Annotated in this window: 13 protein-coding genes; 12 read left to right on the top strand and 1 reads right to left on the bottom strand. The window is 47.2% G+C overall.

Annotated elements, in window-relative coordinates; all coding sequences use genetic code 11:
* The first annotated feature begins 46 nt into the window (after positions 1-46).
* The 10 genes from MKX41_RS20890 (at position 47) to MKX41_RS20845 (ending at position 10,679) form a co-directional block, all read left to right on the top strand.
* Positions 47-1,384 (top strand): PQQ-binding-like beta-propeller repeat protein, encoded by a 1,338-nt coding sequence (locus MKX41_RS20890; protein WP_340972894.1) that lies wholly within the window; start codon positions 47-49, stop codon positions 1,382-1,384.
* Between the two features lie 166 nt (positions 1,385-1,550).
* On the top strand, positions 1,551-2,834 hold the full coding sequence (locus MKX41_RS20885; RefSeq protein ID WP_042191940.1) for an ArsB/NhaD family transporter: 1,284 nt from the start codon (positions 1,551-1,553) through the stop codon (positions 2,832-2,834).
* A 181-nt stretch (positions 2,835-3,015) separates the two neighbouring features.
* The gene (locus MKX41_RS20880) at positions 3,016-3,792 is read left to right on the top strand and encodes an ABC transporter ATP-binding protein (protein WP_042191938.1); all 777 of its coding nucleotides are present in this window, start codon (positions 3,016-3,018) and stop codon (positions 3,790-3,792) included.
* Positions 3,793-3,896: 104 nt separating this feature from the next.
* The gene (locus MKX41_RS20875; protein WP_339267262.1) at positions 3,897-4,700 is read left to right on the top strand and encodes an ABC transporter permease; all 804 of its coding nucleotides are present in this window, start codon (positions 3,897-3,899) and stop codon (positions 4,698-4,700) included.
* Between the two features lie 36 nt (positions 4,701-4,736).
* Positions 4,737-5,624 carry an ABC transporter permease gene (locus tag MKX41_RS20870; RefSeq protein ID WP_340972892.1) on the top strand — a complete coding sequence of 296 codons (888 nt, stop codon included), beginning with the start codon at positions 4,737-4,739 and terminating at the stop codon, positions 5,622-5,624.
* 23 nt (positions 5,625-5,647) lie between these two features.
* Complete coding sequence (locus tag MKX41_RS20865; protein ID WP_340972891.1) at positions 5,648-7,255, top strand: FAD-binding protein; 1,608 nt, start codon at positions 5,648-5,650, stop codon at positions 7,253-7,255.
* Positions 7,252-7,584 (top strand): 4Fe-4S dicluster domain-containing protein, encoded by a 333-nt coding sequence (locus MKX41_RS20860; protein ID WP_076285505.1) that lies wholly within the window; start codon positions 7,252-7,254, stop codon positions 7,582-7,584. Before MKX41_RS20865 ends, MKX41_RS20860 begins: the two co-directional genes overlap by 4 nt.
* A gap of 48 nt (positions 7,585-7,632) precedes the next feature.
* Positions 7,633-8,691 (top strand): ABC transporter substrate-binding protein, encoded by a 1,059-nt coding sequence (locus MKX41_RS20855; protein WP_339243516.1) that lies wholly within the window; start codon positions 7,633-7,635, stop codon positions 8,689-8,691.
* Between the two features lie 39 nt (positions 8,692-8,730).
* The gene (locus tag MKX41_RS20850) at positions 8,731-10,341 is read left to right on the top strand and encodes an FAD-binding protein (protein WP_340972890.1); all 1,611 of its coding nucleotides are present in this window, start codon (positions 8,731-8,733) and stop codon (positions 10,339-10,341) included.
* Entirely contained in the window at positions 10,338-10,679 is a 342-nt protein-coding gene (locus MKX41_RS20845) for a 4Fe-4S binding protein (protein ID WP_076285502.1), read from the top strand. Before MKX41_RS20850 ends, MKX41_RS20845 begins: the two co-directional genes overlap by 4 nt.
* Before the next feature lie 205 nt (positions 10,680-10,884).
* Here MKX41_RS20845 and MKX41_RS20840 read toward each other — a convergent pair whose 3' ends face one another.
* Positions 10,885-11,430 carry a glutathione peroxidase gene (locus MKX41_RS20840; protein ID WP_042191922.1) on the bottom strand — a complete coding sequence of 182 codons (546 nt, stop codon included), beginning with the start codon at positions 11,428-11,430 and terminating at the stop codon, positions 10,885-10,887.
* 680 nt (positions 11,431-12,110) lie between these two features.
* On the opposite strand from MKX41_RS20840, the gene MKX41_RS20835 reads away from it, so the two are divergent.
* Positions 12,111-13,187, top strand: coding sequence for a bifunctional 3-deoxy-7-phosphoheptulonate synthase/chorismate mutase (locus MKX41_RS20835; RefSeq protein ID WP_076285501.1), 1,077 nt, complete (start codon positions 12,111-12,113; stop codon positions 13,185-13,187).
* A gap of 192 nt (positions 13,188-13,379) precedes the next feature.
* Positions 13,380-14,822, top strand: a complete 1,443-nt coding sequence (locus MKX41_RS20830) for a SulP family inorganic anion transporter (protein WP_445671345.1) — start codon at positions 13,380-13,382, stop codon at positions 14,820-14,822.
* The last annotated feature ends 68 nt before the right edge of the window (positions 14,823-14,890 follow it).

Here is a 14,890-nt window from a genome sequence, read left to right as displayed (position 1 = left end):
TGAGAATCTATCCAATTGAGGCATTTATATGAGGAGGCGTGTGGTGGTGAGAGGAATATTATTGAAGTCATATCTTCGTACTGCGATTATTGGTTTAGGGGTATTGCTTATGGTAAACCCGGTACAAGCTGCTGCGGTTGATTCGCACAGTTCCTTTATAGGCTCGAATTTAGATGATTATTATGTGAATTTGTCTGCTGCGAAGGTTGAGTGGTCCACTACGATGGATTTGCCAACGCTAGGAGATATACCGACGGACTACATTATGGGCAAGGGCGTTGTTGCAGTTGGTGCGGGCAAAGCTTTTATCCTACAAAAGGGTCAGCTTTTAGCCATTAACGCTCAGACGGGAAAAGTAATGTGGAAATATGGCTCCAAATTAAAGACACCGTTACTTTACCAAGATGGTGTGGCCTATGTGACCTCAGAAGCAGGCACAATCTATGCAGTCAACGCGGCTACTGGAAAAAATAAATGGAGTTCATCGGCAAACAGCAAAGGCATCAGCCAATTAGTTATTGATAAAGATCAGCTTTTTGCTGCCAATGGTGATATTCAAGCCTACAATCTGAAGGATGGGAAACTGCAGTGGCGTGATAATTTTGGTGAAAAGCTGTATGAACCGTTCATGGTTGAGGGAAACCTGATATTAGCTCAAAACTCAGAATCCGGAGCGTATACGTATGACATTCTACATGCCTTTGATCGAACAACGGGTAAAGAGCTTTGGAATAACAGAGATCATTATTTTCCGATTACTGAGATTAATGGAACGCTTATAACACAACGGAAGGCTACCTTATTCGACACTCTTCCTCTTACTACACTCGACAGTTTGGATGTTAAGACAGGTAAAGTAGTGAAGACGGTAGTTTATAACCCTGCTAATATTGACCCAAATGATCCTGAAGCACCAAGGGGGGGCATTGCTTGGAGTGACGGTGACAGAATTTTTATAACAGGACAAAAAGGTGTCTACAGCTATCCAGTCAATGCTGATCCTGCTACCGTAACACGCGATAATTATTCTTACGAATCCATCGGAGCTAAGTTATCCTACGCCGCTGGTCCTTATGATGGAAGAATTCTTTTTAGTAACGAACAGAGCATTTATGGTGTTAAAATGGTGAATAAATCAGCGGTTCAGTACAGTGGAATCAGCAATCCGATTGCCCGCTTCGATCTGCTCGGACATGGCATGTATGTAGCCCAGACTGACGGCAAATTAATCGCGATAGATTTGATTTCCGCAAAACCGGTTGTACAGCTCAAAACATCAGGTAGAGTGTTCGGCCCAACCTTGCTGGAAAGCGGTATGATTATTGTGCAGAGCAAAGGTATTTTGACCGCTTTCAAGGAGCCTCAGGTTTTGAAAATGAAATAATCGACTCCATAAAAAACGGCTCTCCGATAAATACTCGGCAGAGTCGTTTTTTATGGATTAATCCACAATTCCAGTGCGAAAAATACAAATCTATTTTATGATAAATAGGTTATATAATGAGTAGGTTATACATTAACGAAATTAAAGAGAAGGACCGGGGGATATCATGGAACAGCAAGCGATTTGGGCGATAGGTATTTTTCTACTGATTTATGGACTGATTATTTCTGAGAAAATTCACCGTACAATCTTAGCGATGTTAGGCGCTATTGTTATGGTAGCGATGGGTATTGTGGATCAGGAGACGGCACTGCATCATATTGATTTTAATACCATCGGATTACTTGTAGGCATGATGATGATTGTAGGGATTACTGCAGAGACAGGACTTTTTAAATATGCGGCAGTGAAATCAGCAAAGCTGGCGAAAGGGAAGCCGAGAAGAATCCTGATTGCTTTGTTTGTTGTTACTGCTGTGGCATCTGCTTTCTTGGATAATGTTACAACAGTGCTACTTATGGTGCCTGTTACCTTCAGTATTACAAGGCAACTGCGTATAAATCCGCTGCCTTTTTTGATGTCACAAATTATTGCATCGAATGTCGGTGGGACGGCAACATTGATCGGAGATCCACCGAATATTATGATCGGCAGTGCTGTGAAAGAGCTGACGTTTATGTCCTTTATCAGCAATCTAACACCTGTGATTATCATCATTATGTTAGCGTATATCCCGCTTTTACTACTGATGTTTAGTAAGCAAATTAAATCCACTCCGGAATTGCAGCAAAGTATCATGAACATGGACGAGAAGGCAATGATTACGGATCATAAGCTGCTGCGAAAATGCCTTACCGTACTTGGATTTACGATTATAGGCTTCTTTTTACATCAGGCGCTACATTTGGAGTCCGCTACGGTTGCCTTAGCGGGGGCTTTTTTACTGCTCTTATTAACTGGAGGAGAACACATGCTGGAAAAAGCTTTTCACAGCGTGGAATGGATTACGATCTTCTTTTTTATCGGACTGTTTGTTTTGGTATCAGGACTCGTCGAGACAGGTGTCATCGCGGAGCTAGCTGCCAAAGCGATTGATTTAACGGGTGGGGATGTGCTCATGAGCTCGATGATGATCTTATGGGTCAGTGCAATTGCTTCTGCGTTTCTTGATAATATTCCTTTTGTAGCAACGATGATTCCTTTGATACAGGAGATGGGGCAGATGGGGATTACCAATCTGGAGCCCCTCTGGTGGAGTCTAGCCTTGGGTGCCTGCTTGGGTGGCAATGGTACATTGATCGGTGCCAGTGCTAATCTGATTGTTGCTGGTCTAGCTGGAAAAGAGGGCTATCCGATTACATTCATGAAGTATTTGAAGGTGGGTTTCCCTTTAATGCTGCTGTCCATTGTGATCTCAAGCATATATTTATATTTAAGATATCTGATGTAAACAAGTGTGTCTGAAAAAAGTTTTATTGTTGACAGCTTTTCAAATGGATGATATTTTAAATATTATAATTCCAATTGATTTACTTTGAATAAAAATTACCGACTGTTCCTACAGAGGTATTGCGAATGTAAAAGCGCAATACCTCTGTTTTTTTGTATACAGAATTGAAGGAGGGGTCACGATGGGAGAAGCGTTGCTGTCGATTTCAAATCTAAATAAACGTTTTGAGACTACCGGAGGGCATGTTCAGGCACTGTATAATGTTGATCTCCATGTGCAAGAGGGTGAATTCATTACGGTCATCGGGCCCAGTGGCTGTGGCAAAAGCACGCTGCTGCGCATCGTGGCCGGTTTGGACAGTGGATATACGGGGAGCGTTACCTTAGGAGGGACGGAGATTGGGGGTCCCGGAATCGATAAGGGATTTATTTTTCAAGAGCATCGTCTCTTTCCTTGGCTCACCGTAGAGAAGAATATTGCTTCTGATTTGCCGCTAGGCAACAAAGAAATTAGACGTAAGGTCGATGAGTTGATTGATCTCGTCAAGTTAAATGGGTTTGAGAAATCTTATCCCCGGGAGTTATCGGGAGGGATGGCCCAACGGGTGGCGATAGCCCGTGCGCTACTGCGAAATCCCAAAATCCTGCTGCTGGATGAACCGTTTGGTGCACTGGATGCGTTCACTAGAGCGCATATGCAGACGGTGTTACTGGACATTTGGCGGGCCAACAAAACAACCATGATTTTTGTAACGCATGATATTGATGAGGCTGTATTTCTAGGTAATCGGGTAGTGATTTTAGAACCTCGCCCCGGGAAAATACGTAAGATTGTCCCGGTTGATTTGCCGTATCCACGAAAAAAAACAACGTCTTCCTTTCAAGAGCTACGCCTGAAGGTACTGAATTATTTTGAAAAAGTCGATGAGCTTGAGCTTATTGACGGGGCAGGAATATAAATATGTCGACCATACCAATGGAGACCTCCGAAAGTGTTCAATATTCGAGGGTCTCTTTTTGTTATTTAAAGAGATTGTAAAGCTAAAAAAGGTGGGTGCAGAGCATGACAAACCGGGCTATAGCCGTAAGAACTTCCGGACGCCCCGGAAAGGTAACAACATTTGGACTGGGCCTTCTGCTGCCGGGCACTGTGCTGATTCTGTGGCAGACCCTTGGACACTATGGAATGATCTCAGAGATGCTGTTCCCGACGCCGTATACCATTGCTGAATCATTTGTAACCTTGGCTGCTTCAGGGGATTTATGGCCGAACTTTAGGATCAGCTTGGTCAGAGCCCTTTCCGGATTCCTGCTCGGTGGTGGACTTGGTCTGCTATTAGGCATTCTCGTAGGTCTGTTCCGCAGATCAGAGAAATTGCTAGATCCATCCCTGCAAATGATTCGTATGATACCAAGCTTGGCGGTAGTGCCGCTATTCATTTTATGGTTCGGGATCGGTGAGGAGTCTAAAGTGCTGTTGATTGCTAAAGGAGCATTTTTTCCGCTTTATATTAATACGTTCATGGGTATTCGCGGCGTGGATAACAAGCTGTTCGAAGTATCTCGAGTGCTTGGATTCAGCCGGTTAAAGCAGGTTGTAAGACTAGTACTTCCAGCCGCATTGCCGAATATTATTCTCGGAGTGCGCCTTTCCTTGGGGCTCTCTTGGTTAGGTTTGGTAGTCGCAGAGCTGATTGCTTCCACTTCAGGCATTGGGTATATGATGTCGGACGCGCGTCAATTCGCGGATACACCTGTGGTGTTCGTGGGAATTATTATTTTTGCCATTGCAGGACTGGTGAGTGATTCTATTGTTCGCTACATTGAACGTCGGCTGCTGAGATGGCAGGACAGCTATCGCGGATAAACAGAAAACGCGCAAGAAACGAAAGGGGGATGCGCCATGAGCGATGGAGCAGAAGCGATTTTGAATAACACTACAAGAGCAAGAGAATCGCTAGATAGCAGTGATATTGCCCCTTTATCGACTAAGACATTGGAGAAACCCGCGGTACCTATAGCATGGAAATCTCTACTGTCAGATTGGGGAACGGGCGCTATCATTCCGGTGGTGACAATAGTAATTTGGCAGCTGGCAGGAAGCACCGGACTGATCTCCGCGCAGTTTCTGCCGACTCCATTGTCGATCGCCAGAGCTTTTACAGGCCTATTGGTGACTGGAGAGTTAACTCATCATCTAGGTGTCAGTATGGGGAGGGCGGGAGTTGGATTTCTTATCGGAGGTGTTCTAGGCCTTTTATTCGGAGTACTGACTGGCTTGTTTCGCAGTGTGGAATATGTGCTCGATCCTAGTGTACAGGTCCTTAGGCTTGTTCCTCATCTAGCTATAGCACCGCTGATTATTTTGTGGTTCGGATTTGGGGAGATGTCCAAAGTAGTGATCATTCTGACAGGGTCATTCTTTCCACTCTATATTAATACGTTTATGGGCATCCGCAATGTGGACAATAAGCTGTTTGAGGTGTCCCGGGTGTTAGGCTTTAGTCCTTACCAAAAGCTGCGCAGGCTGATATTGCCGGCAGCATTACCCGGGATTTTGTTAGGATTGCGGCTGTCATTGGCTGTAGCATGGATCGGTCTTGTTGTAGCTGAACTCATTGGATCACAATCCGGCATTGGATTCCTGATCAATGAGGCGAAGCAGAACTCTAATACAGAGGTTGTGTTTGTAGGCATTATTATCTTTGCTATTGTCGGGAAGCTAATCGATTCTTTGTTCCGAATCATTGAACGCAAGTTCCTGTTCTGGCGCGATAGTTACGAAGGGTAAATCATTTGAGGAGGTCTTGAGCTATGAGTGGATCGATACAAAAAGGATCGTTGAATTTGGTGGCAGATGTGCTTGTTATAGGTGGAGGACCGGCAGGAACATGGGCAGCCCTTACGGCCTCAGCGAAGGGGGCGAAAGTTGTCCTCGCAGATAAAGGCTACTGCGGTTCGAGCGGTGCAACGGCCCCCTCAGGAACAGGAGTTTGGTATGTGAAGCCGGATGAGAAGCTCCGGGAGGAGGCCAAAGCAAGTCGTTATACATTGGGCGGTCAGTTGGCTGAATCCCGCTGGATGGACCGAGTGCTAGACCGTACCTATGCCAATATGAACAAACTTGGCGTTTCAGGATATCCATTCCCTGTAGATGAGCAGGGTAACCAGTATCGCAAGAGTCTTCAGGGACCGGAATATATGAAATTAATGCGTAAGCTAGTGAAAAAGGCGGGCGTTAAAATTTTAGATCATAGCCCAGCCATGGAGCTTCTTGCGGATGAGCATGGCGTAGCCGGAGCGGCTGGAGTCCATACCCAGAGTGGTGAGACCTGGACAGTTCAAGCAGGGGCAGTCGTTATTGCTACTGGGGGTTGTGCCTTCCTAAGTAAGGCGCTTGGTTGCAACGTGCTTACTGGTGATGGCTATCTATTTGCAGCTGAGGCTGGGGCGAACTTGTCCGGCATGGAATTCTCCAATGCCTATGCTATCTGCCCTACGTTCTCCTCTGTAACCAAGACAGCATATTACAACTATGCCAGCTTTTATTATGAGGATGGAAGCATTGTGGAAGGGGCGGGTTCCAAGAAAGGGCGTTCAGTTATCGCTCGGAATCTGCTAGCAGGCAATCAGGTATATGCCAAGCTGGATGGAGCACCAGAAGATTTAAGACCTCTTCTGCGGGTGGCGCAGACGAACTTTTTCCTGCCCTTTGATCGACAAGGGATCGATCCTTTCAAGGATGCATTTCCGGTTACGCTTCGTCTCGAAGGAACGGTTCGTGGGACGGGTGGTATTCATATCACAGACGAAAGCTGTGCTACAGGTGTTCCCGGACTTTATGCGGCAGGAGATGCAGCTACCCGTGAGCTAATTTGCGGGGGATTTACTGGTGGTGGCAGCCATAATGCGGCTTGGGCTATGTCATCCGGCAGTTTTGCAGGAGAAGGGGCTGCTGTCTATGCGCAGAGCCTTGGCTCGAATGCAGCGTACCGTAATCCAGTCGGCTTATCATCTTCTCCACTGGTTCATCAAGAAGTGAAGCCTGGAGTATCAGCCCATACGTCAGAGGTTGTGTCTGCTGTGCAGGCTGAAGTGAAGCCGTATGACATTAATTTATTCCGTACGGATAAAGGGCTGACCTCTTCATTAGGTCGTTTGGATGAATTGTGGAAAGATCAGCGTAGCCGTGAGATTCAGCGTACACCTGAAGGGGTTAAAGCGCGTGAAGCTGAAGCCATGACTGCAACCGCCCGCTGGATGTACAATTCCGCGCTTGCCCGTACGGAGACGAGGGGCATGCATAAGCGTGAAGATTTTAAGGGAACGGATCAAGAACAGCATCATCGCTTGATTAGCGGTGGATTGGATCAGGTATGGGTGAAGACAGAAGCCGTGGCCAAGGAGGGTGTTCTATCATGATTGAGGTGATCAGCGCTGCCAGATGTGTAGAGTGCAACCAATGTGTATCGGTCTGCCCGACCAATGTCTTCGAACGGGTAGAGGATGGCATTCCTGTTATTGCCCGGCAGAGCGATTGCCAGACTTGCTTTATGTGTGAGCTGTATTGTCCTGTGGATGCTCTCTACGTTGCGCCAGATTCAGAGAAAGTGATTGGGGTGACAGAGGCAGGGCTAGAGGAGCAGGGATTACTTGGTGGTTATCGTGAAAAGGTAGGCTGGGGCAAAGGCAGACAACCGGTAGCAAGTCATGACTTTATGTACAAATTGGCGTCGAGGGCAGGGTTCTGACCTTGATTAAGATTAAGATAAATAACATAAATCTAGGGGGAGAAAGAAATGAAACCAGCGTACAGAGAGATTCAAGGGAAACGTTCTAAAAGGATACGATTTGCACTTTTAACTACGATTATGATGGTTATGCTGGTTCTTCAGGCTTGCGGAAATAACGCTGGAGGAAATGGAGCATCTGCATCCGGCGGCTCTAGTACAGAGAAATCTGGAGGCAAAGCCGAAAGTAACGTTCCAGCGGTACTGAACTTTGGTTTTATAGGCTCTAATAAGCTGAATGTGCCAGGTGGCGCGGAGGGCTGGGGCTTTTATAAAGGGATCATTCAAGAAGAGTTGAAGAAATATGGCATTACTGAAGTGAAGCTTACGGGCTTTCCAAACGGCCCTGATCAGACAGAATCCTTAATTAGTGGTCGATTAGATATCGGCAGCCTTGGGGATACACCTGCTATTATTGCTTATGCTTCTGGCGCCAAGACACGTCTGATTTCACAATCCTCAGCCAACACTATCGGTTATCTAATCGGTAAGAAGGATGGACCAAAGACGGTGAAGGATCTGCAAGGGAAGACTATTGCCATTCAAAAAGGCTCTTTCATGCACCGCTATGTGGTTGGATTACTTCAGGAGGAAGGCGTAACTGACTATAAACTCGTGCATATGCTCATTCCGGATGCTACCGCAGCTTTGGCCCGTGGAGATGTAGATGCTACGACTAATTTGGGTGTACCTGCGCTGAAGTTAATTGACCAAGGTTATACTCACTTAGACGATGCCTCGAAGCATCCGAACTTGCTCGGCACTAGTGCAACTGTCGTGTCCGAGGACTATCTGGCGAAATTCCCTGACTTTCCGAAGGCGTGGAACGAAGCCCGTGAGAAAGCCTTGGCGGATTTGAAACAACACGAGGATGAATATTATCAATTTTTGGCCGAAATCGGAGATACAACGCCAGAGCTGGCGAAGCAAGTAAATCCAATCAGTGATATCAAAGATACCGCGTTCACTGACGAAGGAACCAAGCTACTGGAGGGTACCAAGAACTTCCTTGTCGAAGAAAAATTAGCGAAAAAAGACTTTAATATTAGCGATTGGCAGCTGAAATAACAATTGCTTGGAAAGCGCAAATGCTTGGGAGGAAAAGATATGTCGCAGCTTAAGAAGGAAATGACAGTGGATGTCCTCGTGCTTGGCGGAGGTCCCGCAGGAGCTTGGGCGGCATGGAGTGCAGCGTCACAGGGTGCAAAGGTAGTCCTGGCCGATAAGGGCTACTTGGGCACAAGCGGCGCCACTGCTCCGGGCGGTACAACGCTGCTCGTTATCCCTCCAATTGCCGAGCTGCGTGAGCAGGCGGTTCAATCCAGACTAAAATCTGGTGGATATCTGTCGGAGAATGCTTGGATTCACCGCGTGCTGGATCAGGTAGAGCAGAATCTGGCTCTAGTCGAGCAGTGGGGTTATCCTTTTCCGAAGGATGATGAAGGTAACTCACTGCGTACACATCTGCATGGACCAGAGTACATGCGGATTATGCGAAGAGTTGTCCGCAAAGCGGGGGTCACGATCCTCGATCAGTCGCCAGCGCTAGAGCTTCTTCATGATGAACATGGGGTTGGCGGGGCACGTGGGATTAACCGTCTGACAGGGGAGTCTTGGGAAGTGAAGGCCAATGCCGTTGTGATGGCAACCGGAGGCTGTGCTTTTCTCAGCAAAGGTCTTGGCTGCAATGTACTGACAGGAGAAGGGCTGTTGATGTCCGCTGAGGTGGGAGCCGATTTGTCAGGCATGGAATTCAGCCGCCAGTACGCTCCGAGCTTTGCAGATGGAACTGTAACACGTGGCCGTATGCTAGCTTGGGCAACGCTTTATGATGCGGACGGTCATCCGCTGCATAAAGGGGATCGGACCTTTGGCAGCATCCCTGAAATGATGCTCAAGGGGCCGGTTTATGCTTCGCTCGATCTGGCAGATACAGCGGAGAAACAGGATTTTCTGCGAAAAGCGCATCCGATTTTCTTTATGCCGCTGGAGCGTGCGGGAATTGATGCGTTTAAGCAGAAATTCCCGCTCACCCTGCGCTATGAGGGCACGATGCGCGGCACTGGGGGTCTGCGCCTTACGGGCACGGACTGCCGGACGACCGTGCCCGGACTCTATGCGGCCGGAGATGCCGCATCTCGCGAGAAAGTGACCGGCGCCATCTCCGGCGGCGGGGCTTATAACGCTTCCTGGGCCATATGCAGCGGAAGCTGGGCAGGTCAGGGAGCCGCGCAGCATGCGCGCTCCAGCCGAGGGCAGGCGAACAGCCGCAATCTGACCGCAGCGGGACGCTACGGTCTGGCGGCTGGCGCCGACACCTCGGAAACACTGGAGGTGAAGCCGCTAGTCGCGGCGATCCAGCGTGAAATCTTACCGCTGCAGATTAATTATTTCCGCAGCGAGCCGGGCATTTCTTCAGCCTTGAAGCGGCTGAATGCCTTGATGGCCTTGTTGAACGGGCGCGTTCCCGCCACCGTACAGGGCATCGTGCAAGCACGCGAAGCCGCGGCTATGCTCGCGGTCGGCAGATGGATGTACACTGCCGCGCTGGCCCGGAAGGAGACGCGCGGCCTGCAAAAGCTCGCGGAATATCCGGAGCTTGATCCGCGTCAAACCCACCGGCTGATTGTATCCGGTATAGAGCAAATAAGCATCGGTACCGAGGCTGTGCCCCATGCTCATGAACTGAATCTACTAAAGGAGGGGCAGGCGATATGATTGAACTAATCAGCGTGGAACGCTGCGTGGGTTGTAAACTGTGTACGAAAGTATGTCCGACAAACGTATTCGAAATGCAGGGGAAGATTCCGGTTATTGCGCGTCAGGAAGATTGCCAGACTTGTTTTATGTGTGAAGCTTATTGCCCTGTAGATGCACTTTATGTAGCACCACAGGCAGATCAGCTGATCGGTGTAAATGAGGAGGCGCTAATCCAGACAGGGTTGCTAGGGAGCTGGCGGGCTGAGATCGGCTGGGGACCGGGCGCTAATGGCTCAATGGCTGAAAGGGATACCACCCCTTATTTTGAAGTGTTTACCGAGCAGTACCGCACGTGAAAAAGCCGCCCAGAGTTGGAGTCTGGGCGGCTTATTGTTGTATAGAAATTCAATCTATGTAGGCCTTTGTCCCGGGATTTCCACCGCGAAGAGCGGTTTCAATCAAGAAATCTGGGGACAACAGCGGCCGGAAGTCCAATTATTCACCGCAGTGACTACTGTGCTTTAAGTTGATATCATTAGTTCGGTATATATCTAAAAAAAACTATAGCAGTGCTTCGATCGCTGGCTCAATATCCAGCGGATCCACAGTAGATTCGAATCTTGTAATTACATTGCCTTCGCGATCAATTAGAAATTTAGTAAAGTTCCATTTGATTTCGTCATTGTTCAGTGCTTCCGGATCTTTGCTCTCAAGCATGCTTTGAAGCAGCTTTCCTGAAGAATGGTTCATGTCGAAGCCTTCAAATCCAGCCTGCTCAGTAAGGTGAGTGAAGAGGGGATGTTTATTTTCGCCCTTTACTTCAACCTTCTCAAAGAGAGGGAACGTAACGCCGTAATTGATTTGGCAAAATACATTCACTTCTTCATTGCTGCCAGGCTCCTGTTCCCCAAACTGATTGGAAGGGAAACCGAGGATTTGGAAGCCGCGATCTTCGTATCGCTCATAGAGCTTTTGCAGGTCGGAGTATTGGTGGGTAAATCCACACTTACTTGCTGTATTCACAATCAAAAGTACTTTACCTTTGTATTCCTCTAGTTCGATCTCTTTTCCTCGAATACTGCGTGCTGTATATGGATAAATGCTCATGCTGCTACATCCCTTCAGTTATGTATTGTCAACGCTAAAGCTGCCAGTGAATAAGAACAGGAAATATTTTCAATGATTTAATTGTAAACAATCAAAATATCGCTGTCAACTTCATACATAGAAAGGGATTGGAACCTTTTAAGCAGTGGCAGAATAGTATGGGTATGGGTTATTTCATACTTCAAAGCCTATTCTAGCGAGTTGTTATAAGAATAGTTGTATCTCATATGATTTTACTGCGTTAAAGCTACTCAGCGTTCCATTATTATCTTGCATCGGAAACATTTTTTGATTAAGATAGCAGAAACCAGCGCAAAAGACGCGCTGACATAAATAAGACTATGACGAAGAGAGTAAGCATTATAGCGGATCTTAACAGGGAAGGCGTGCCGGAGACTGAGAGCACCCTCATGAGACGATTAATGCCGAAGTTCACTTCCGAGTCGGCCCCTGAAGTAGTTTGTCACAGGTCGTGACAGGTATGAGTAGGGAGGCCCGCGCCCCGCGTTACCGGGTTTAAGATAGAGTTAATCTTTAGTCGAGGGAATCTGATTTTCTATTCCTTTGTGCTAGTTTAAGGGTTAATTCTAAATAAGGGTGGTACCACGGCTCCTCGTCCCTTGCGACGGGGGGCCTTTTTGCGTTTCAAATTATAAATAAGAAGAGGGAGTGGAAGGGTAATGAGTAACGTGGAATTGGATGTTCTTAGAGGTCGTCTGGATGAAATTAATGGGCAATTGCTGGAGCTGATTTCCGAGCGGGCTAAAATTGTGCAGGAGATTGGAGTAGTTAAAGAAAAGCAAGGTGTGCCTAAATTCGATCCAGAACGTGAAAAGAAAATGCTGGATCAGCTCGTAGCGAGCAACAAAGGACCTTTCACTAACGGAACCATCCGCAGCCTCTTCAAACAAATTTTTTCAGCATCTCTGGACTTACAATCCGATGAACATAAAAAAACTTTACTAGTAGCGCGTAAGAGTCACAAAGAAGACACTGTGATTGTTCTGCCAGGAGATGTTACTGTTGGCGGTCCTTCTTCACTGATGGTAGCTGGTCCTTGCTCTGTGGAAAGTGAACTACAGACCCGCACCGTAGCTGCAGCCCTGCAAAAAGCTGGTGTACGTGTTATGCGTGGAGGTGCCTTCAAGCCGCGGACTTCTCCTTATGATTTCCAAGGTCTAGGTATGGACGGCCTAAGAATATTACGTGAAGCAGCAAATGATTATGGTCTGCTGACCATCAGTGAAATTGTAGATCCAAGACATATTGAAGAGTCCTTAGATTATGTAGATATCATCCAGATCGGTGCACGGAACATGCATAATTTCGAGCTGCTTAAAGCGGTCGGAGAAGTCAATAAGCCTGTGCTGCTGAAACGCGGATTGGCTGCTACGCTCGATGAATTCATACATGCAGCGGAATACATCATGTCTCGTGGTAATACACAAATCATGTTGATTGAACGCGGAATTCGTACGTATGAAAAAGCGACCCGCAACACGCTCGATATCTCAGCAGTGCCTATTCTTAAGCAGGAATGCCATCTGCCAGTATTGGTCGATGTTACTCACTCCACAGGACGCAAAGATATTCTTATCCCTTGTGCAAAAGCCGCACTCGCAGCCGGAGCCGATGGTATTATGGTCGAGGTTCATCCTGATCCTGCAACTGCGTTGTCCGATGCTGCGCAGCAGCTGAATATTGATGAGTTCAACAACTTCTTTAATGAAGTGAAAGCTTCCGGACTATACCGGTAATCTAGAAATATAGAATTTGAATGATAATTCAAGGATTGGCTAGAAAATGAGGTGAATAAGCGCTTACAAGTCTATCTAATCTTTTTGTGAAGGTGAAGGCGGGTCGAGTACAATAAGGAACATTAGCGTTGCACCGGCCCCGGGTCTTTTTGAAAAGGCCTATATACCTTATTAGTCACAGGAGGAAATTAGATTTTGAAGCAGCTTACCTTAAATAATGGGTGGTTTTCTAACACTCGAACCGATATTTTATCGGGGATGACCGTAGCCGTTGCACTGATTCCTGAAGCGATCGCTTTTTCGATCTTGGCGGGAGTAAGTCCGATGGTTGGTTTATATGCCTCTTTCTGTATTGCAATTGTAACCGCACTTGCCGGAGGCAGACCCGGAATGATCTCGGCGGCTACAGGGGCTATGGCCCTATTAGTCGGAAGTCTCGTACTAGAGCATGGAATAGAGTATCTGTTCGCGGCAACTGTACTGGCTGGTGTGTTTCAGATATTGATGGGGATGCTAAAGCTGGGCCGATTCATCACTTTTTTGCCACAGCCGGTCATGACGGGGTTTGTCAACGCGCTGGCGATACTGATTTTTATGGCACAGCTTACCCATTTTAAAGGACAAGGCTGGGTGATGTACGGACTGGTAGCTCTGACCTTGCTTATTATCTACACGGTTCCTCGGTTTACCAAAGCCGTACCTTCAGCACTTGTAGCGATTGTTATTGTTTCTGTTCTTAGCATCGCTCTTCATCTGGACGTAAGAACCGTAGGGGATATGGGGAATATTACAGCAACTTTGCCACTATTCCATCTCCCGCAAATCCCGTTCACGCTGGATACGCTGCTTATTATTTTGCCATATTCACTTTCGCTGGCCGTAGTTGGGTTATTGGAATCACTGATGACTGCCACCTTAATAGACGATATTACGGGCACAGGTAGTGATAAGAACAGAGAGGCGAAGGGACAGGGGCTTGCCAATGTAGTCACTGGTTTTTTCGGAGGGATGGCAGGCTGTGCGATGATTGGCCAGTCAATGGTTAACATGAAGTCAGGAGGACGCACGCGTCTGTCTACGTTTGTATCAGGGATCTTTTTATTGTTCCTAATTATCGTACTTGGCGATGTGGTGAAGCAGATTCCGATGGGCGCGCTCGTTGGCGTAATGATAATGGTCTGTATCAGCACCTTTGAATGGGGCTCGCTTAAATCTCTAACCCGTGTTCCGCTTAGCGATGCGCTGGTTATGATTGTGACGGTGATCACCGTGGTGGCAACAGACAATCTTTCTATTGGCGTTTTGTTTGGGGTTCTGCTAAGTGCTTTAACGTTTGCTTGGAAAATAGCTTCGATCCGCCTAACAGTTCAGGAAGCAGCCTCTTCCAAAACATATGCGGTTACCGGCCAGCTGTTCTTCGGCACGACAAGCCACTTCATTCATGAATTCGCCTACGATAGCGATCCCGATCATATTATTATCGATTTTTCACATTCCCATGTGTGGGACCAATCTGCAGTTCATGCCATAGCGAAGACGATGAGCAAATACGCCGAGCGTGGCAAAAAAGTCACCATTACCGGACTTAATGCTCAGAGCTCACAGTTGGTTCAGCGGGTGGGACTATCCATATAAAAAAAGATTGCGCTATATGCGCGATCTTTTTTTTATAGCAGATATTAACTGTAAGAGAAGACGAGCAG

This window comes from Paenibacillus sp. FSL R5-0475 (genome assembly GCF_038004585.1).
Taxonomy (GTDB): domain Bacteria; phylum Bacillota; class Bacilli; order Paenibacillales; family Paenibacillaceae; genus Paenibacillus_AQ.
The sequence above is the reverse complement of the archived record's forward strand: the minus strand, read 5'-3'. Positions and strand labels throughout refer to the sequence as shown.

Excerpts from the sequence above, each read along its gene's own strand:
- MKX41_RS20850 (WP_340972890.1), top strand. The coding sequence starts at position 8,731 with ATGTCGCAGCTTAAGAAGGAAATGACAGTGGATGTCCTCGTGCTTGGC.
- MKX41_RS20845 (WP_076285502.1), top strand. The coding sequence starts at position 10,338 with ATGATTGAACTAATCAGCGTGGAACGCTGCGTGGGTTGTAAACTGTGT.
- MKX41_RS20875 (WP_339267262.1), top strand. The coding sequence starts at position 3,897 with ATGACAAACCGGGCTATAGCCGTAAGAACTTCCGGACGCCCCGGAAAG.
- MKX41_RS20885 (WP_042191940.1), top strand. The coding sequence starts at position 1,551 with ATGGAACAGCAAGCGATTTGGGCGATAGGTATTTTTCTACTGATTTAT.
- MKX41_RS20865 (WP_340972891.1), top strand. The coding sequence starts at position 5,648 with ATGAGTGGATCGATACAAAAAGGATCGTTGAATTTGGTGGCAGATGTG.
- MKX41_RS20880 (WP_042191938.1), top strand. The coding sequence starts at position 3,016 with ATGGGAGAAGCGTTGCTGTCGATTTCAAATCTAAATAAACGTTTTGAG.
- MKX41_RS20860 (WP_076285505.1), top strand. The coding sequence starts at position 7,252 with ATGATTGAGGTGATCAGCGCTGCCAGATGTGTAGAGTGCAACCAATGT.
- MKX41_RS20870 (WP_340972892.1), top strand. The coding sequence starts at position 4,737 with ATGAGCGATGGAGCAGAAGCGATTTTGAATAACACTACAAGAGCAAGA.
- MKX41_RS20840 (WP_042191922.1), bottom strand. The coding sequence starts at position 11,430 with ATGAGCATTTATCCATATACAGCACGCAGTATTCGAGGAAAAGAGATC.
- MKX41_RS20855 (WP_339243516.1), top strand. The coding sequence starts at position 7,633 with ATGAAACCAGCGTACAGAGAGATTCAAGGGAAACGTTCTAAAAGGATA.
- MKX41_RS20835 (WP_076285501.1), top strand. The coding sequence starts at position 12,111 with ATGAGTAACGTGGAATTGGATGTTCTTAGAGGTCGTCTGGATGAAATT.